General features: G+C 30.8%; 21 protein-coding genes and 1 pseudogene. 15 read left to right on the top strand and 7 right to left on the bottom strand.

The window, feature by feature from the left end; all coding sequences use genetic code 11:
* Position 1: 1 nt before the first annotated feature.
* The 15 genes and pseudogenes from atpC to AJ889_RS00280 all read left to right on the top strand — a co-directional run bounded on the left by atpC (position 2) and on the right by AJ889_RS00280 (position 10,166).
* A complete protein-coding gene (gene atpC, locus AJ889_RS00350) occupies positions 2 to 391 on the top strand; it encodes an ATP synthase F1 subunit epsilon (protein ID WP_002885351.1) in 390 nt (129 codons plus the stop codon).
* Complete coding sequence (locus tag AJ889_RS00345; RefSeq protein ID WP_002885353.1) at positions 391 to 945, top strand: MotA/TolQ/ExbB proton channel family protein; 555 nt, start codon at positions 391 to 393, stop codon at positions 943 to 945. The genes atpC and AJ889_RS00345 overlap by 1 nt, the downstream gene beginning before the upstream one ends.
* Positions 946 to 953: 8 nt before the next feature.
* On the top strand, positions 954 to 1,343 hold the full coding sequence (locus AJ889_RS00340) for an ExbD/TolR family protein (protein ID WP_002866730.1): 390 nt from the start codon (positions 954 to 956) through the stop codon (positions 1,341 to 1,343).
* Positions 1,344 to 1,345: 2 nt separating this feature from the next.
* Positions 1,346 to 2,125, top strand: a complete 780-nt coding sequence (locus AJ889_RS00335; protein ID WP_002867816.1) for a TonB C-terminal domain-containing protein — start codon at positions 1,346 to 1,348, stop codon at positions 2,123 to 2,125.
* 9 nt (positions 2,126 to 2,134) lie between these two features.
* Entirely contained in the window at positions 2,135 to 3,343 is a 1,209-nt protein-coding gene (tolB, locus tag AJ889_RS00330) for a Tol-Pal system protein TolB (protein WP_002860589.1), read from the top strand.
* 76 nt (positions 3,344 to 3,419) lie between these two features.
* Positions 3,420 to 3,917 (top strand): peptidoglycan-associated lipoprotein Pal, encoded by a 498-nt coding sequence (gene pal, locus AJ889_RS00325; RefSeq protein WP_002851617.1) that lies wholly within the window; start codon positions 3,420 to 3,422, stop codon positions 3,915 to 3,917.
* Positions 3,918 to 3,920: 3 nt separating this feature from the next.
* Positions 3,921 to 4,868 (top strand): tol-pal system YbgF family protein, encoded by a 948-nt coding sequence (locus AJ889_RS00320; RefSeq protein ID WP_002851738.1) that lies wholly within the window; start codon positions 3,921 to 3,923, stop codon positions 4,866 to 4,868.
* Between the two features lie 14 nt (positions 4,869 to 4,882).
* A complete protein-coding gene (locus tag AJ889_RS00315; RefSeq protein WP_002851661.1) occupies positions 4,883 to 5,452 on the top strand; it encodes a peptidylprolyl isomerase in 570 nt (189 codons plus the stop codon).
* Between the two features lie 47 nt (positions 5,453 to 5,499).
* Positions 5,500 to 6,372 carry an ACP S-malonyltransferase gene (locus tag AJ889_RS00310; protein WP_234740478.1) on the top strand — a complete coding sequence of 291 codons (873 nt, stop codon included), beginning with the start codon at positions 5,500 to 5,502 and terminating at the stop codon, positions 6,370 to 6,372.
* On the top strand, positions 6,369 to 7,058 hold the full coding sequence (pfs, locus tag AJ889_RS00305; protein WP_002860591.1) for an aminodeoxyfutalosine nucleosidase: 690 nt from the start codon (positions 6,369 to 6,371) through the stop codon (positions 7,056 to 7,058). Before AJ889_RS00310 ends, pfs begins: the two co-directional genes overlap by 4 nt.
* Entirely contained in the window at positions 7,055 to 7,810 is a 756-nt protein-coding gene (locus AJ889_RS00300) for a tRNA 2-thiocytidine(32) synthetase TtcA (RefSeq protein WP_002851719.1), read from the top strand. The genes pfs and AJ889_RS00300 overlap by 4 nt, the downstream gene beginning before the upstream one ends.
* Before the next feature lie 4 nt (positions 7,811 to 7,814).
* Positions 7,815 to 8,336, top strand: coding sequence for an isochorismatase family cysteine hydrolase (locus tag AJ889_RS00295; protein ID WP_002785057.1), 522 nt, complete (start codon positions 7,815 to 7,817; stop codon positions 8,334 to 8,336).
* Entirely contained in the window at positions 8,336 to 8,950 is a 615-nt protein-coding gene (gene recO, locus AJ889_RS00290; protein ID WP_002851895.1) for a recombination protein RecO, read from the top strand. The genes AJ889_RS00295 and recO overlap by 1 nt, the downstream gene beginning before the upstream one ends.
* Positions 8,947 to 9,354: an rRNA maturation RNase YbeY gene (ybeY, locus tag AJ889_RS00285; protein WP_002851664.1), complete on the top strand. Its 408-nt coding sequence runs from the start codon at positions 8,947 to 8,949 to the stop codon at positions 9,352 to 9,354. Before recO ends, ybeY begins: the two co-directional genes overlap by 4 nt.
* A 123-nt stretch (positions 9,355 to 9,477) precedes the next feature.
* Positions 9,478 to 10,166 (top strand): annotated as a pseudogene (locus tag AJ889_RS00280) (hypothetical protein).
* 24 nt (positions 10,167 to 10,190) lie between these two features.
* Here the strand turns inward: AJ889_RS00280 and AJ889_RS00275 are convergent.
* Genes AJ889_RS00275 through bamA form a run of 7 tightly spaced genes read right to left on the bottom strand, consistent with a single transcriptional unit; the run spans position 10,191 to position 16,707 of the window.
* A complete protein-coding gene (locus AJ889_RS00275) occupies positions 10,191 to 11,117 on the bottom strand; it encodes a tRNA-dihydrouridine synthase (RefSeq protein ID WP_002860593.1) in 927 nt (308 codons plus the stop codon).
* The gene (locus AJ889_RS00270; RefSeq protein ID WP_002860594.1) at positions 11,114 to 12,100 is read right to left on the bottom strand and encodes a hypothetical protein; all 987 of its coding nucleotides are present in this window, start codon (positions 12,098 to 12,100) and stop codon (positions 11,114 to 11,116) included. The genes AJ889_RS00275 and AJ889_RS00270 overlap by 4 nt, the downstream gene beginning before the upstream one ends.
* Positions 12,090 to 12,452, bottom strand: a complete 363-nt coding sequence (dksA, locus tag AJ889_RS00265; RefSeq protein ID WP_002860595.1) for a molecular chaperone DnaK suppressor DksA — start codon at positions 12,450 to 12,452, stop codon at positions 12,090 to 12,092. The genes AJ889_RS00270 and dksA overlap by 11 nt, the downstream gene beginning before the upstream one ends.
* Before the next feature lie 11 nt (positions 12,453 to 12,463).
* Positions 12,464 to 12,913: a 23S rRNA (pseudouridine(1915)-N(3))-methyltransferase RlmH gene (locus AJ889_RS00260; protein WP_002935260.1), complete on the bottom strand. Its 450-nt coding sequence runs from the start codon at positions 12,911 to 12,913 to the stop codon at positions 12,464 to 12,466.
* 1 nt (position 12,914) lies between these two features.
* On the bottom strand, positions 12,915 to 13,757 hold the full coding sequence (gene accD / locus AJ889_RS00255; RefSeq protein WP_002851791.1) for an acetyl-CoA carboxylase, carboxyltransferase subunit beta: 843 nt from the start codon (positions 13,755 to 13,757) through the stop codon (positions 12,915 to 12,917).
* An 8-nt stretch (positions 13,758 to 13,765) separates the two neighbouring features.
* Positions 13,766 to 14,488: an inositol monophosphatase family protein gene (locus tag AJ889_RS00250; protein WP_002851687.1), complete on the bottom strand. Its 723-nt coding sequence runs from the start codon at positions 14,486 to 14,488 to the stop codon at positions 13,766 to 13,768.
* On the bottom strand, positions 14,488 to 16,707 hold the full coding sequence (bamA, locus tag AJ889_RS00245) for an outer membrane protein assembly factor BamA (protein ID WP_052854894.1): 2,220 nt from the start codon (positions 16,705 to 16,707) through the stop codon (positions 14,488 to 14,490). Before bamA ends, AJ889_RS00250 begins: the two co-directional genes overlap by 1 nt.
* Positions 16,708 to 16,726 lie beyond the last annotated feature (19 nt).

Here is a 16,726-nt window from a genome sequence, read left to right as displayed (position 1 = left end):
TATGAACGATTTGATTAATTTCGAGATAGTTACGCCTTTGGGTGTAATCTATCAAGGAGAAGTAAAATCTGTTACTTTACCAGGTAGTGAAGGAGAATTTGGTGTGCTTAAAGGACATGCTGCTTTGGTTTCTTCTTTAAAATCTGGAGTAATTGATATTGAAAAAGCTGATTTAAATCATGAGTTAGTTGCTATTGATGCTGGACATGCAAAGGTAGATGAAGATAAGATTTGCGTGTTAGCAAAGGGTGCGATTTGGGTTTGTGGAAGTGATGAAAGTGAGATTGAAAGAAATCTTGCTCAAGCAAAAGATTTGATTAAATCTATGAGTTCTGATAATGCAGCTTTAGCAGCAACTTTTTCAAAACTTGATAATGCAAGGATGCATTAATGAATTTTGAAGCTATATTTCATTTTTTCAATAGTTCAAGTATTATTACTTATATAGTTTTATTATGGCTTTCTTTATATTTTATTTTAGCATTTAGTATTTTGTTTGCTAGATTGACTTATTTGGCTACATGGAGAAACAAGGAGAAAGAAAGTTTAGAAACTTTGCTCTTGGGTGAGAAGGATTTAAGTCGTACTGATTCGATTTTAAGAAAATGTAATGATACAACTTCAAATCATTTAGAAATCTATAAAAATTTAGCAAGTCGCCGCGCTTCTGCTGGACTTACTTGGCTTAGTATTATTGCTTCAACTTCACCTTTTATAGGTCTTTTTGGGACAGTTATTTCTATACTTGAAACTTTTGGTGGGCTTGGAACTCAAAATTCTTTAAGTCTCATAGCTCCTAAAATCAGTGAGGCTTTAGTTGCTACAGGTTGTGGTATTTTAGTAGCAATTCCTGCTTATACATTTCATCTCATCATTAAAAGAAAAGCTTTTGAACTTTTAAGCATTATTGATAGCGAGATTAAAGTTATAAGTTCGAGTAAATAAGGTTAAAAATGCCATTTGATGATGAAAAACCTGAACTTAATATCACACCTTTAGTAGATATTATGCTTGTATTGCTTGCGATTTTAATGGTAACAGCTCCAAGCATTACTTATGAAGAAAAAATTAATCTTCCACAAGGTAGTCAAAAAAATACTAGCGCTCCAACTGTTAAGAGTTTAATTATTAGCATTAATGCAAAAAAAGAAATTTTTTTAAATCAAGAAAAATACGATTTTATAAGTTTTGCTGACAATCTTGCTCAAAGAAAAGCACAATTTAATACCGAAGATCCGGTTTTTATACGCGCTGATAAAAGCTTAAAATATGACGATGTTATTTCAGTCTTAAGAAGTGTAAAAAATTTAGGATTTAATAAAGTTGCTTTACAGACTGAATAATCATGAAAAATTATGGTTTGAGTAATTTAAATTCGTTTTTACTTGCTTTAGCAATATATGTTGGTATAGTAATTCTTGTTTTTTTTAGACTTGTAAGCGAGGTTGAACCTGCTATACAATATACCGATATAAAAGATAGTTTTGTAGATATTGAACTTGCTGAACCATCAAAACAAGTTATTACTCAAAGCAACACTCCTAAAGAAATACAAAAATCAACAGAGCAAATTGATATAGAAAAGCTTTTTGCTCAGACTACAAATAAAACAGTTAAAACCGAAGATATTGACCAAAAGGCAAGTAACTTTAATGAGCTTTTTGGAAATATTAAAGAAATACAAGAAGAAAAGACTACAAAAATTCAATCAAGTGCTAAATCAGGAATTTCTAGTGCCCCAAAACCTCAAGCTTCTGAACTTGTAAAACAACTTAATGATAGCTTGCTTCAAGAAGAAAGTTCAACACAAGGTGAAAGTACAAAGGCACAAAAAATTGGAATTTATGATGAATTTTTAGGGAAAGTCGTGCGTATTATCACTCAAAGATGGACTCAGTATTATCCAAATAGTGAAAAAATTTCTGTTAAGGTAAAAATTTTTATTGATGAAAATGGAAAATTTGGCTATACTTCAGTTGAAAAAAGTGGGAATCCTTTATATGATGCTAAAGTGGCTGAATTTTTAGAAAGTCAAAAAGGTAAATTTATTACTTATCCTCCGCAAAATAAAAATATAAGCATTACCATGAATTTAAGAGATGAAGCAAAAGTTAAAAATGATTAGGAGAACAAAATGAAAAAAATTGTAGCAATTTTTTTAGTCTTTTTAGGAAGTCTTTGGGCAGAAGATCCGGTTATTGATGTTGTTAATTCTGGTGTGGTTTTACCAAAGATTATCGTTAAAGATAATTCAAATTTAAGTGATGAGAATTTAAAGAAAAGCTTTTATAATATCATTGTGAATGATTTGAAAGTAAGTTCAAACTTTGAAGTTGTTGCTAATGCAACTGAGACAAGTAATTATACTTTTGAATACACTTTAAATAAAAATGGTAACACTTTGAGTTTAAATGTAAAAATAAAAGCTGGCGGTTCTGATAAGTCAGAGCAAACTTATACTTTAAATGGTTTAGAGCAATATCCATTTTTGGCACATAAAAGCGTCAAAGCTTCTGTAAATGCGTTAGGACTTGCACCTGTTGATTGGATGGATCATAAAATTTTGATCGCGAGAAATTCTAGCTCTAAAAAAAGTCAAATTATTATGGCTGATTATACTTTAACTTATCAAAAAGTTATTGTTGATGGTGGGCTTAATTTATTTCCAAAATGGGGAAATAAAGAACAAACTCTATTTTATTATACAGCTTATGATCATGATAAGCCAACTTTATACCGTTATGATTTAAATACCAATAAAGCTAGTAAAATTTTATCAAGTGGCGGTATGGTTGTAGCAAGTGATGTGAGTGTAGATGGAAGTAAACTACTTGTTACCATGGCTCCAAAAGATCAGCCTGATGTTTATTTATATGACTTAAATACCAAAAATCTAACACAATTAACTAATTATTCTGGTATTGATGTTAATGGAAATTTTATTGGCTCAGATGATAGTAAAGTGGTATTTGTAAGCGATCGTTTAGGATATCCTAATATTTTTATGCAAGATTTAAATAGCAATAGTGCTGAACAAGTTGTTTTTCATGGTAGAAACAATTCGGCTGTTTCGACTTATAAAGATTTTTTGGTTTATTCAAGTCGTGAACCAAATCAAGCAGGTGTTTTTAATATTTATTTGATGTCAATTAATAGTGATTATATTCGTCAACTTACAGCAAATGGAAAAAATTTATTTCCAAGATTTTCTAGTGATGGTGGAAGTATAGTATTTATCAAATATTTAGGTGCGCAAAGTGCTTTGGGTGTTATTCGTGTAAATGCAAATAAGACTTTTTATTTTCCTCTTAGGGTTGGAAAAATTCAATCAATTGATTGGTAAAAATTTCAATTTTAGGTTAAAATTAATTAAAAATTAGATATAATAATAAGAATTTATTAACTTTGAAAGGTCATAAATGAAAAAAATTCTTTTTACTTCAATCGCAGCTCTTGCAGTTGTTATTAGTGGTTGTAGCACAAAAAGCACTAGCGTAAGCGGTGATAGTAGTGTTGATTCAAATCGTGGTTCAGGTGGAAGTGATGGTTGGGATATTGATTCAAAAATTTCTCAACTTAATGATACTTTAAATAAAGTATATTTTGATTTTGATAAATTCAACATTCGTCCTGATATGCAAAATGTTGTAAGCACAAATGCTAATATTTTTAACACTGAAGTAAGCGGTGTAAGTATTACTGTTGAAGGAAACTGCGATGAGTGGGGAACCGATGAATATAACCAAGCTCTAGGTTTAAAAAGAGCAAAAGCTGTAAAAGAAGCTTTAATCGCTAAAGGTGTAAATGCTGATAGAATTGCTGTTAAAAGCTATGGAGAAACAAATCCTGTGTGTACTGAAAAAACTAAAGCTTGCGATGCGCAAAACAGACGTGCTGAATTTAAATTATCAAGATAATTAATGAAAAAAATATTCACAGTAGCTCTTCTTGGAGCTACTTTACTTTATGCAGAAAGCTCAGCTTTTGGTGCAGGAGATATAACAAGCAATTCTTCTTATGGTTTAACTTCAAATGAAAAATTATTTAAAGAAAAGTTAGATAATTTAAATAATGAAAATATACAAACAAATGCTAGAATTAATGAAATTAACGAAAGAATCGAGGGTTTACAAAGCACTTTAGAAGGTATAAATTCTCAATATGCTAAATCAAATTCTAGATTAAGTCAAGTTGAAGAGAATAATCAAAATATTGAAAATAATTTTACTAGTGAAATTCAAAAATTAAAGGCTTATGTTGAAGAAAGTAGAAAAATTCAAGAAGCTAATAATAAGCAAGTAAAAAAAGTTTTAGCCGAACTTAGTTCTTTAGTAGATGCTATTAATGCAAATTATGTTTCTAAAAACGAATTAAATGATGCAAATTTAAGCGTTAAAACTATTACACCTAGTGTTGTTGTTTCAACTACAGATTCAAATAGTACCATTGAAAACAATAATACTCAAAATACCCAAGATGATAAAGCAAAACAAATTGATGAATCTTGGAAAAAGAAAAAAAATAATGAAATTTTAGAATTAGCGATAAAAGATGTTGATAAAAATGCTTTTGAAGATTCCAAAGCAAAATTAAATTTTCTCATAACAAAGCAGTATAAACCTGCAAGAGCAAATTTTTGGTTAGGGGAGATCGAGTATAAACAAAAAAATTATAACAATGCTATTGTTTATTATAAAAAAAGTTCTTCTTTGAGTACAAAAGGAGATTATTTCCCAAAACTTTTATATCATACTGCCATTTCATTGGATAAAACAGGTGATACAAAAACAGCAAATGGTTTTTATAAAGCTTTAAAAACTAATTATCCAAATTCACCCGAAGCAAAAGCTTCACCTAATAGAAAATAAATTAAGGAGATAAAATGGCTATAGAAAAAAATAGTGTAGTTTCAATGTTTTATGAGTTAAAAGATGCAAATACAAATGAAGTTTTAGAATCAAATTTATATTCTCAACCTATTTCTTTTATTTTAGGCAAAGGTCAGATTTTAGAAAGCTTAGAAGAAGAAGTGATGAAGCTTGATTGCCCTAGCAATGCTGATGTGGTAATTAAAAAAGAAAAAGGTTTAGGCGAATACGATGAAAATGCGGTTCAAACTTTACCAAAAGAGCAATTTGCAGGTATTGATTTAAAAGTAGGTATGGAACTTTTTGGCGAAGGTGAAAATGGCGAAACCGTTCGTGTAACTGTAAAAGAAATTGGTGAAAATGATGTGACAATTGATTATAATCACCCTTATGCAGGTCGTGATTTGCTTTTTTCTTTAAATATCGTAGATGCTAGAGCTGCAAGTGAAGATGAAATTCTTACAGGTATTATCGCAGGAAGCCATAGTTGTGGTTGTGGAAGCGGACATGGGCACGATCATCATCACGGACACGGACACGGTGGCGGCGGTTGCTGTGGCGGCGGTGGTTGCGGTTGTCATTAATGAAGACTGCGTTTATATTTCCAGGTCAAGGCTCACAAAGTCTTGGCATGGGAAAAGATTTTTATGAAAACTCTATAAAAGCCAAAGAACTCCTTCAAAACGCAAGTGATTTTTGTAAGATTGATTTTAAACATTTGCTTTTTGAAGAAAACGAAAAACTCAATCAAAGTGAATTTACTCAACCCGCCATCGTTTTAAATTCCTTAATGGCTTATAGTGTTTTACTTGAAAAAAAACCTGATTTAAGTTCGAAATTTGCTTTAGGGCATTCTTTGGGAGAATTTTCAGCCTTAGCTGTTAATAGTGCTTTTGATTTTTTAGAGGCTCTTTCTTTGGTCAATAAAAGAGGACTTTTTATGCAAGAAGATTGTGCAAAAGTTGAAGCAGGTATGATGGTGGTTTTGGGGCTTGATGATGAAAAGGTTGAAGAGCTTTGTCAAAAAGCACAAAAAGAAAACAAGCAAATTTTTGCTGCAAATTATAACTGCGATGGACAAATCGTTGTAGCAGGTTTAAAACCTGATTTAGCAAGTTATGAAAGTGTATTTAAAGAAGCAGGAGCTAAAAGAGCTATGCTTTTAAATATGAGCGTGGCAAGTCATTGTCCTCTTTTGGAAAATGCTTCAGCTAAGCTTTGTGTGGAGCTTGAAAAGGTATTAAAACCAAATTTTAAAGCCGTGCTTTCTAATGCAAATGCTAAAATTTATACATGTAAAGAAGAAGCCCTTGAACTTTTAAAAGCACAACTTATCTCACCTGTGCTTTATAAACAAAGCATTAAGGCATGTGAAAATGAAGTAGATTATTTCATAGAATTTGGTGCAAGCGTGCTTAAGGGTTTGAATAAAAAAATCACTTCAAAAGAAACTTATGCTTTAACAAATATGAATGATATTGATGAATTTTTAAAGGTTATATGATGAAAATAGCAATTTTAGGAGCCATGAGTGAAGAAATCACTCCTTTGCTTGAAACACTTAAAGATTATACAAAAATAGAACACGCTAATAATACTTATTATTTTGCAAAGTATAAAAATCATGAACTTGTTTTAGCGTATTCTAAAATCGGCAAGGTAAATTCTACTCTTAGTGCTAGTGTGATGATAGAAAAATTTGGCGCACAAGTGTTGCTTTTTACGGGTGTTGCAGGTGCTTTTAATCCAGAGCTTGAAATTGGTGATTTGCTTTATGCAACAAAATTAGCTCAATACGATCTTGATATTACCGCTTTTGGGCATCCTTTGGGTTTTGTTCCAGGTAATGAAATTTTTATCAAAACCGATGAGAAATTAAACAATCTTGCTTTAGAAGTTGCTAAGGAATTAAATATCAAACTGCGTGCAGGCATTATTGCAACGGGTGATGAGTTTATTTGCGATGAAGCAAAAAAAGCAAAAATCAGAGAAATTTTCAATGCTGATGCTTGTGAAATGGAAGGCGCAAGTGTGGCTTTGGTTTGTGATGCCTTAAAGGTGCCTTGTTTTATCTTAAGAGCTATGAGTGATAAAGCAGGGGAAAAGGCTGAATTTGATTTTGATGAATTTGTGATCAATTCAGCTAAAATTTCAGCCAATTTTGTGCTTAAAATGTGCGAGAAATTATGATAAATCTTAGCAAAAAACTTATACGCCAAGTTGCACAAGCTAATGCTAAATTTGGACTTATTAAAGATGGAGATAGGGTTCTTTTAGGGCTTAGTGGCGGGAAAGATTCTTTGGCTTTAGCCCATCTTTTAAATCGTATGCAAGCTCATGCTCCTTTTAAATTTGAACTTGAAGCGGTAACTTTGAGTTATGGCATGGGCGAGGATTATTCTCATCTTCATGCACATTGTGAAGAACACGGCATTAAACATAGCGTGCTTGATTCAAATATTTATGAAGTTTCAGGCGATACCATAAGAGAAAATTCAAGTTTTTGTAGTTATTTTTCGAGAATGCGTCGTGGAGCTTTATATACTTACGCTCTTGAAAAAGGTTTTAACAAGCTTGCTATAGCCCATCATTTAGATGATGCAGCAGAAAGCTTTTTTATGAATTTTATTCATAATGGAGCTTTAAGAACCTTAGCGCCTATTTATCAAAGCAAACGCGGTATAACTGTGATACGCCCTTTGATTTTTGTGCGAGAAAGACAGCTTAGGGATAATGCTACGCAAAATGAACTTAGCGTGATAGGAAATGAATTTTGTCCTGGTATGAAACTCAGTGAAAAAAATGTAAAATTTCCACACGCTAGAGAAGAAGCTAAACAGCTTTTAGCAAATTTAGAAAAAGATCATCCTAAGCTTTTTACAAGTTTAAAAACCGCTTTTGCCAATTTACACACGGAGAGTTTTTGGCTTCAAAAGGCATAAAAGCATGAAAAAAGCTTTTGTTTTAGTGGATTATCAAAATGATTTTATTGATGGAAGTTTAGGTTTTGATAAGGCTTTAAAAATCAAAGAAAATATTCTTAAAGCCTTAAATCAAATCGATTTTAATAACACGCATTTGCTTTTAACCTATGATACGCATGATGAGCATTATCTACAAAGTAAAGAAGGTTTAAATTTGCCTGTAAAACATTGCATTAAAGAGAGTTTGGGTTGGCAAATGCCAAAGGAATTTGAACCTTTTTTACAAAAAGCTCATAAAATTTTTTATAAAAATACTTTTGGTAGCTTAGAATTAGCTAATTTCATACAAAAAAGTGATTATGAAGAACTTCATTTTGCAGGGCTTGTTTCTCATATTTGTGTGTTTTGTAATATTATTTTAGCTTTTGGTGCTAAGCCTAATGCAAGGATAATTTTACACCAAAATTTAAGTGCAAGTTTTGATGAAAATTTAGAAAAATCCGCTTTTGATATACTTAGGGCTTATGGTATTGAAATTGTTTAATGCAAGGCTTTATACTTCATACTCAAAAAGTTAAAGATGAGGATTTGATTGTTTATATTTTAAGTCCTAAAATGCTTATTAAGGCTTATCGTTTTTATGGACTTAGACATTCTAGTATTTTAAGCGGCTATAAAATCGACTTTGCTTTAGAAGAAAATCCTAGTTTTTTACCAAGACTTAAAGATGTATTGCATTTGGGATTTTTATGGATTATGCAAAGGGATAAAATGCTTATTTGGCAAGAATTTATCCGTCTTTTATATAGGCACTTAAAAGATGTAGAAGAGCTTGATAGTTTTTATTTTGATTTACTTGATGAGTGTGTGAAAAGGTTTGAAAAACAAAATCCAAAGCGTGTTATTGTTGATGCTTATTTAAAAATTTTGGAATTTGAAGGAAGATTGCATAAAGATTTTTTTTGTTTTGCCTGTGATGAGAAAATTCAAAATTCCATTACACTGCTAAGGGCTTTTTTACCTTCGCATTCTCAATGTGCTTTAGGATTTGAGTTTGAAGAGAAAAAACTAAAACAATTTTATAGTAGTAAAAATTGTGCGATTTTTGATGATGAAGAAATAGAAAATTTATATCATTTGATTAAGGAAGGTTTATGATATTAAGTGATGAAAAATGTGATTTTTTAGAATCTATAGCAAGTTTTTTAAGTCCTAAAGATGTGGAGCTTGTCTTTGTGGATAGTAAAGAAATGCAAGAAATTAACTTAGAGCAAAGAAAACAAGATAAAACCACTGATGTACTTTCTTTTCCACTTGAAAATATCGATGAGAGTTTGCCTTTGGGTTCTGTTGTGATCAATGTGGATTTGGCAAAAGAAAAGGCTAAAGAGTTAGGGCATAGCTATGAAGAAGAAATAAGCTTGCTTTTTATCCACGCTATGCTTCATTTGTTAGGTTTTGATCATGAAAATGATAATGGAGAAATGAGAGAAAAAGAAAAAGAACTTATAGAGCATTTTAATTTACCTAAAAGTTTGATTGTAAGGACTTTGGAAGATTAAGTAAGATTTTTTTCAAGGGCTAGAAGACTTGCGCTTTATATTTTAAATATATGAGTAAAAATATTAAAAAAAATCATTTTTGCCGATTTACTTTAGAATAAAATTTATTCCAAGGTGATAAAGATGATAGTATTTCCTCTAAGCTCTTTTAATAGATATTTTGGAAACAATCCTTTGCAAACACTTACCAAAATAAGAGATGAAAGTATTGAAAATGGAAATCCCGAGCTTACAAAAAAACAAAGAGAAGAATTAGGTAATGATTTGATAGATTTGTATAAGATTTCTAAAAAATTCAGCGATAAAATAGAATTAGTCGAGGGTTCAATAGAAGATAAGCTTAGAAACAATGAATTACCAGAATCAGAAGTTAAAAATTTATTTCAATGGATGGATAAAATGCTAAACACCCTCGTTGGATGCATATTGATGGCGTGAGTTATGATGAAGCTTATGTTAAAATTTTTCACACAAGCAAAAGTATAGATGAATTTAAAGAAAAATATCTTGAGCTTCAAAAAAAATATTTTGTTGATTTTAACAATATTGATTCATCGCAGAAAAAACTGCAAGAAACTTCAGAAGAAGACAAAAAAGCTTTCAAACCTATACAAGTAGAAAGTAAAAGCGAAACCTACAAAGATGATAATAAAATGAATGAGCTTTTAAGAAAACTACTAGAAACTAAATTTGGCACAAGCGATGAGCTAGAAATTCTTTTTGGTATGAATTTTAGCAATGATAATGCAGGGGAATTTAATAAAATTCTTTCTCAAAACACTTCAGCAAAAATTATAGATATTAAGGCTTAAGATTTTTTAAATTATAAAAATCAATCAAGTTAAACTAAAAAATTCTTCTATTTTTTTTCGCATTTTTTCTGTATTGTCGATACGATTAACGGTATCTCTAAAGGCTGAAGCGTCTTTATGCCCTTTAGAATACTCGTGTAAATGCTTGCGAAATATACTTACGCCTTGATCTTTGTAGTGTTTTATCATTTCATCAAAATGAGTGAGTATGATTTCTTTTTTGAGTTTTTCATCTACACTTTTACCGCTTTTGATTTCATAAAATATCCAAGGATTTCCTACGCTTGCGCGCCCTATCATGAGTCCATCACATTTTGTGATTTTATAAACTTCTTTAGCGTTTTGTGCGTTAATATCGCCATTTGCAATCACAGGAATTTTCACGCTCGCTTTAGCACTAGCAATGGATCCATAATCGGCTTTTCCGCTATAAAGCTGTTTTCTTGTGCGTCCGTGGATACTTATAAAATCCACCCCCAAGCTTTCACAAATTTTAGCCATTTTTTCAGGATATTTTTCATTAAATCCTAGTCGAAATTTCACACTTGTAAGGCTTTTTTTATTGTTTTCTTTAATCACTCCTACAAGATTTTTAAAAAGCTCTAAATTTTCTAGCAAAGCACTGCCAGCACATTGTTTAACAACTTTATTTACAGGGCAACCGCAATTAAAATCGATCCCATCTACAAAATCCATTTCATTTAGCATTTGCACTGCTTTTTTTAGCACTTCTTTATCTCCACCTGCAATTTGGACTATATAGGGATTTTCTAATTCAGCTCTTTCTAGCATATGTAAAGTTTTAGAACTTTCATAAACTAAGGCATTAGAACTTATCATTTCACTTATGGTAATATCAGCACCAAATTTTTTTACTACATTACGAAAAGGCAGATCTGAAAAACCTGCCATAGGGGCTAAAAACAGGGGTTTTTTGCTAAAATCTATCATTGTATGAGTTGATTTAGATCGATTTTGATATTTTTTTCACGCAAGACTAAAAAGGCTTTAAAATCATTAAATTTTTTATCATCATTGTGAATTTGTTCTCTTAACTCATCTAAAAGTCCAAATTCAGCCAAAAGATATAAATATGCTCTTAAAGCTTCGCTTTTTTCATTTTTAATTTTGTTAAAAATTCCTAAAATAGCATCAGGATTTAAAAGTTTAGTACTTAGTTTTGCTGCGTTAAGATAGTCTTTTTCGCTTAATATGTTGTGTGAAAGTAAAACTTCATATTCTGCTACACTAAGTTCTAAATTTCCTTCTTTAAAACGCTTGATAAGTGTGAGAACTTCAGAAGGCTTTTTAGGGATTTTTACATTTTTAATTTGCTCATAACTAGCTTTTTCTATAAGAGTGTTAAAAGCAATTTCTTCAAATTCATCTTTGATTTCATTAAGGTTTTTAAGTTTGTTATAGGCATAATTTGCATCATTTTTGAGATGATTTTTTTCATTTTGCAAATATAAAACATTGTTATTTTCGAGTTTAAATTTGCTAAGGTTAAAAAATTCGTTTTTATTTAAACCATCAATAAGATCTAAAATTTCATTGATTTTATTTGAGTGTGGAATTTTTTCATGTGTTTTTATGGTTTTAAAAAGTTGTGCTACAGATCTAAATTCTTTTGTTTGAAAAGTGGTTTTAAGATCTTTTTCAAGGAGTAAATCTTGAGTATAAGCTTCAAATTTAGCTGCATCTTTAAAAAAATGCTTAAATTTTAAATAACGCAAAAATCCATGAAATGCTATGTGTAAAACGGCTAAAATCATATAAATAAATAAAGGAATAACAAGCCATATCATAATAGGTAGTTCAAAGGTATAAGTGCTGATATTTAGAGTATAGCTTCCTAATTCTAGATGCCAAGCAAAGGCAAAAATAAGTGCTATATAAATAAAACTTGCAAGTAAGAAGAGTTTAATTTTCATGTTTTTTTCCTTGTTCTGCAATTTGACGGCAAGCGATACAATATCTTGCGTGAGGTTTGACTTTTAGTCTTTGAGAGTCGATTTCATCATCGCAAGATTCGCAAATTCCATAAGTACCGTTTTTGATTTTATCTAAAGAATCTTCGATTTCTATAAGTTCTTCTTTGAGATTGGTGCTGATAGCAAAGTCAATTTGAGATCCTGTTTCTATGACAGAAAAATCCACACTATCGCTTGGGACGCTATTGTGAAGAGCTTCGATTTCATTTGAATTGCTTTGCAAATTTTCTAAGATGGCTTTTTTTCTTTCTTCTAAAATATTTTTGAAATTTTGTATTTCATTTTTTTTCATTTTAAAACTTTCTATTTGTGATAAGGGTGATTGTTGTTGATGCAAAATGCACGATAAATTTGTTCTAAAAGTAAGGTTTTAACAAATTGATGTGCTAAAGTAAGTTTGCTTAATGATAGTCTAAAATCCAAACTTTGATTAAATTCTTCTCTTAAACCATAAGCACCGCCTATAAAAAAACTTAATTCATTTTTATCTTGGATGAGTTTTGCAAATTCTATACTTGTAAGTTCTTTTCCTCTTTCATCAAGAGCGATACAATAGCCTTTTTTATAAGGCATAAAAGCTTCTTCATAGCTTTTTTTTGCTTCTATGGCATTTAAATTTTGAGCTAAGGCTATTTTTTTATTAAAAACATTTATTTCTTTTAAAGTGGCGTATTTGGAGATGAATTTAGAGTATTTCTCACTCCAAGTTTTAAATTCATCACTTTTTTGAATACAAAAGATATTAACTTGCAAATTATTTTCCACTAAAAAATTTTAGTACATCGCTAAGATATTGTTTTTGTTCTCCTCTTTCAACTATGGCATCTATAAGTCCATGTTCTAACAAGAACTCTGCTTTTTGAAAACCTTCAGGTAAATCTGCTCCTATAGTTTGTTTAATAACTCTTGCACCAGCAAAACCTACTAAAGCTTCAGGTTCAGCGATGATTAAATCTCCAAGCCAAGCAAAAGAAGCACTTACTCCACCCATAGTAGGATCGGTTAAAATGCTAATATAAGGAAGTTTTTCTTTGCTAAGAAGTTTAAGTGCAGCACTAGTTTTGCTCATTTGCATCAAAGAATAAGTACTTTCTTGCATTCTAGCTCCACCGCTTGCACTTACGATGACAAGAGAAGTTTTGCTTGTGATAGCTCTTTGTATAGCTCTAACAATTTTTTCTCCTTCAACAGAACCTAAAGATCCGCCCATAAAAGAAAAATCAAATACAACAAGTTGGGTTTTTAAACCATTGATTTCACATTCTCCACTGATGACAGAACTTTTTCTACCTGTTTTACTTTCACCTTCGCTAAGGCGTTTTTTATAGGATTTGCTATCAACAAATTTTAAAGGATCTATAGCTTCTAAATTTGCATCATACTCAATAAAACTGCCTTCATCGCTTAAAAGTTTAATACGTTCATCAGCTGAAATTCTCATGTGATAATTGCATTTAGGACAAACATTAAAACAAGATTCTATTTCTTTATAATACATCAAAGCATGACAACTTTGGCACTTTACCCAGTGATTTGGCGCTTCTTTAACGCTAGGTTGTTGTCTTCTTATTTTTGAAAAAATATCTGCAAAATTCATATATTCACCTAATTATTTTTTAAAAATTCTAAGATTATATCAAAAATTTTTTTGTCTTGGCTTAGGAGAAGGAAATTTTCATTTTTTTCTATATATAAATTTTGATGAATTGCTAAAGCAGCTGCTGTATCAAAAATTCGTGTTTTTCCAAGAATTAATACAAAACTAAAATACGAAGCATAAGCAAGACTTAAGGCTGTTGCACCCAAAGAGCGAAATTTTAATTGATTTTTTGTTAAAAAATCGAGAAGTTCTGGATAAAGTGAAATTTTTTCAACTATACCTATTTTAGAAAATAGATTAGGTGTTAAGGGTGAGTATTTTGGATCGGAAAGATTGGATTTAAAAGCTTGTTTGTTATTAAAAGCAAAAATTTCTTGACTGACAAGATTGCAAACAAAAGCGCTTTTTGCCTGATCTTTTTCCATAAGAGCTATAGAAGTTCCATAAAATGGTATTTTAGAAACAAAATTTGAACTTCCATCCAAAGGATCAAGAATCATTTGTTTTGGGCTAGCTTTTCCGATCAATCCGCTTTCTTCAGAAAAAATTTGTCCAAAACAACTAAGATATTTTATGAAAATTTGTTCACATTTTAAGTCAAGCTCATAGCCTTGATTTTTATCATAGCCTAATTTAGAGCAAAGTTTAAGATCATTTTGTGGGATATTGTTTAGATACTTGCGTATTTGCAAATTTGCATTCAAGCAAGCATCTAAAAATTCTTTCATTAAAAGCGTGTTCCAAGATTAAATTCAAAACTATTAGTATCATCACCTTTTTTATCATTAAGAGGTTTGGCAAATACAAGTTGTAAAGGTCCAATAGGTGTAATCCATTCAATGCCTATACCTGTACTCATTCTTTTTATTTCATCTAAATTTTTACGCCCTATCATACCATAATCAAAAAACACGCTACCACGAAGTTTGATTCTATCAATCAAAGGAAAACTAAGTTCTACGGAATTGGCAAAAGCTATGGTTCCGCCTATTTCATCTCCCCATTGATTTTTAGGACTTACTGTTCTGCTTTCAAAACCGCGTATCGATCTAATACCACCTAAATAAATTCTTTGGTTAATTGGTAAATAACCTTCATCCCATACTTTATAAAAACTCGCTTTATAGCGATAAATAAGATCATATCCTATATAGTCTTGCAAACCTTGATAAAAGTTAAATTTAGAGCTTGATGAAATAAATTCTTGATCTCCGCCAAGTCCAGCGTATTCTAAACTAGTTGAAGCAATAATACCTGATCGTGGCAGATAATAATCATCTGTATCGTTAAAGGTGATTGCTGGAGTTATAGAGCTTTTAATACTTTTGCCAAGTTCATATCCTGTTCTTAAAAGAGTTGGACTTAAGTGATATATATCGCTTTGTTCAAGATTATAAGTTAAGCTTACATTATAGTATCTTGCAAATTGGCGTCCAACTGTTATATCAAAGCCGTAATTTTTTTCTGAATAATTATCCCATTCATAGTCATTTGAATAAAGTGTTCCACCCAGACTATATTGACTATCAAGAACGCGTGGATTTACGAGACTAATCCTTCCCGATAAAGTATCATCGCTTTTATCTACGCTTACAGAGCTTTTTATTCCTGAACCAAAGATATTTGTATCCGATAAAGAAGCGTTAAGCAAAATACCATCGCTTGATCCATAGCCAATGCCTCCAGAAATAGCTCCTGTAGAAGCTTCTTTAACATCAACAATCAAATCAATATGTGTATCATCAACTTTTTCTTCTTTGATATTTACATCGTCAAAATAAGAAGTTCTTTTTAAAGCATTTTTTGACTCGCTTAAGTCTGTTCTATTGTATAAATTACCTTCTGTTATATATAATTCTCGGCGTATGACGCGATCTACGGTGCGTGAATTTCCTGAAATAATAACATTTCTTATATAAACTTTATCGTGAGGGACTACTTTAAATACAACGGTGGCTTCTTGAGTTTGATCATTTTTTTGAATATCAGGATAGACTTCTACAAACGCATAACCCAAATCAGCACTTTGTGTTTCTATGGTTTTAACATCTTTTCTAATGTCTTCGATATTGATAGTTTTGCCAGCGCTTGATCTTAAATCTTTTACGGTTTGTGCATTTTGCTTATCATCAAATAAAGGATTTTCTATGCTTATACTTTTAATTTTATAAGGTTTTCCTTCTTTGATAAAATAAGTCAAATTTGCTTGATAAGTATCTGTGTAGGTTTTAAGATAAGGGGAGGATACTTGAACATCTAAATATCCTTTTTTCATATATTCATCAGCAATTCTTGAACTATCGTTACTAAGTTCAAAAACTTTTAATTTTCCATCATTGCGTCCCCACATCCATCCCATAAATTCTTTTTCTTTGTTAACAACAGCAGGTTCTATATCAGAATATGAAAATTTCTTGGCTCCACTTAAATGAACATTATCAATAATGATATTTTCGCCACGATTTACTATAAATTCAAGCTCTAGTCCATCAGTATTTTCTAAAGTCTTTTTTTTGTATTCTACAATAGTATCAAAATAACTTTTTGCTTCATAATAAGCTTTAATGCGTTCAATAGCTTCTTTTATACTTCCTTCATCAAGTAGTGTACCTCTTTTAATCCCTAAAATACTTTCAACTTGTTTTCTATCATTGGAAGCTATACCTGTTATACTAACCTTTGCTATAGTTGGTTTTTCAGTAACTATAATTTCCAAAATTCCATTGTTGTTTTCTACTGCAATATTTTCGAAATAATTTTGTTTATAAAGATTAAGAATAGCAGTGTTGATTTTTGCAGGATTTATTTCCTCGCCTATTTTAAGCCCCGCGATATTTATAGCGCTTGTGTTCGATAAATGATTTAATCCGATAAATTTAATATCTTTAATGGTTGCTGCATTGGCCATAGCAACTAAAGCACAAATACTAATAAGATGTTTTTTCATTGATTTTTTACCTAAAGCT

The sequence above is a fragment of the Campylobacter sp. BCW_6468 genome (assembly GCF_001762865.1).
Lineage (GTDB): Bacteria > Campylobacterota > Campylobacteria > Campylobacterales > Campylobacteraceae > Campylobacter_D > Campylobacter_D jejuni.
The sequence above is the reverse complement of the archived record's forward strand: the minus strand, read 5'-3'. Positions and strand labels throughout refer to the sequence as shown.

What these genes read in the sequence shown, in the direction of transcription:
- atpC (WP_002885351.1), top strand. Translation starts at nt 2, where the DNA reads ATGAACGATTTGATTAATTTCGAGATAGTTACGCCTTTGGGTGTAATC.
- AJ889_RS00345 (WP_002885353.1), top strand. Translation starts at nt 391, where the DNA reads ATGAATTTTGAAGCTATATTTCATTTTTTCAATAGTTCAAGTATTATT.
- AJ889_RS00340 (WP_002866730.1), top strand. Translation starts at nt 954, where the DNA reads ATGCCATTTGATGATGAAAAACCTGAACTTAATATCACACCTTTAGTA.
- AJ889_RS00335 (WP_002867816.1), top strand. Translation starts at nt 1,346, where the DNA reads ATGAAAAATTATGGTTTGAGTAATTTAAATTCGTTTTTACTTGCTTTA.
- tolB (WP_002860589.1), top strand. Translation starts at nt 2,135, where the DNA reads ATGAAAAAAATTGTAGCAATTTTTTTAGTCTTTTTAGGAAGTCTTTGG.
- pal (WP_002851617.1), top strand. Translation starts at nt 3,420, where the DNA reads ATGAAAAAAATTCTTTTTACTTCAATCGCAGCTCTTGCAGTTGTTATT.
- AJ889_RS00320 (WP_002851738.1), top strand. Translation starts at nt 3,921, where the DNA reads ATGAAAAAAATATTCACAGTAGCTCTTCTTGGAGCTACTTTACTTTAT.
- AJ889_RS00315 (WP_002851661.1), top strand. Translation starts at nt 4,883, where the DNA reads ATGGCTATAGAAAAAAATAGTGTAGTTTCAATGTTTTATGAGTTAAAA.
- AJ889_RS00310 (WP_234740478.1), top strand. Translation starts at nt 5,500, where the DNA reads ATGGGAAAAGATTTTTATGAAAACTCTATAAAAGCCAAAGAACTCCTT.
- pfs (WP_002860591.1), top strand. Translation starts at nt 6,369, where the DNA reads ATGATGAAAATAGCAATTTTAGGAGCCATGAGTGAAGAAATCACTCCT.
- AJ889_RS00300 (WP_002851719.1), top strand. Translation starts at nt 7,055, where the DNA reads ATGATAAATCTTAGCAAAAAACTTATACGCCAAGTTGCACAAGCTAAT.
- AJ889_RS00295 (WP_002785057.1), top strand. Translation starts at nt 7,815, where the DNA reads ATGAAAAAAGCTTTTGTTTTAGTGGATTATCAAAATGATTTTATTGAT.
- recO (WP_002851895.1), top strand. Translation starts at nt 8,336, where the DNA reads ATGCAAGGCTTTATACTTCATACTCAAAAAGTTAAAGATGAGGATTTG.
- ybeY (WP_002851664.1), top strand. Translation starts at nt 8,947, where the DNA reads ATGATATTAAGTGATGAAAAATGTGATTTTTTAGAATCTATAGCAAGT.
- AJ889_RS00275 (WP_002860593.1), bottom strand. Translation starts at nt 11,117, where the DNA reads ATGATAGATTTTAGCAAAAAACCCCTGTTTTTAGCCCCTATGGCAGGT.
- AJ889_RS00270 (WP_002860594.1), bottom strand. Translation starts at nt 12,100, where the DNA reads ATGAAAATTAAACTCTTCTTACTTGCAAGTTTTATTTATATAGCACTT.
- dksA (WP_002860595.1), bottom strand. Translation starts at nt 12,452, where the DNA reads ATGAAAAAAAATGAAATACAAAATTTCAAAAATATTTTAGAAGAAAGA.
- accD (WP_002851791.1), bottom strand. Translation starts at nt 13,757, where the DNA reads ATGAATTTTGCAGATATTTTTTCAAAAATAAGAAGACAACAACCTAGC.
- AJ889_RS00250 (WP_002851687.1), bottom strand. Translation starts at nt 14,488, where the DNA reads ATGAAAGAATTTTTAGATGCTTGCTTGAATGCAAATTTGCAAATACGC.
- bamA (WP_052854894.1), bottom strand. Translation starts at nt 16,707, where the DNA reads ATGAAAAAACATCTTATTAGTATTTGTGCTTTAGTTGCTATGGCCAAT.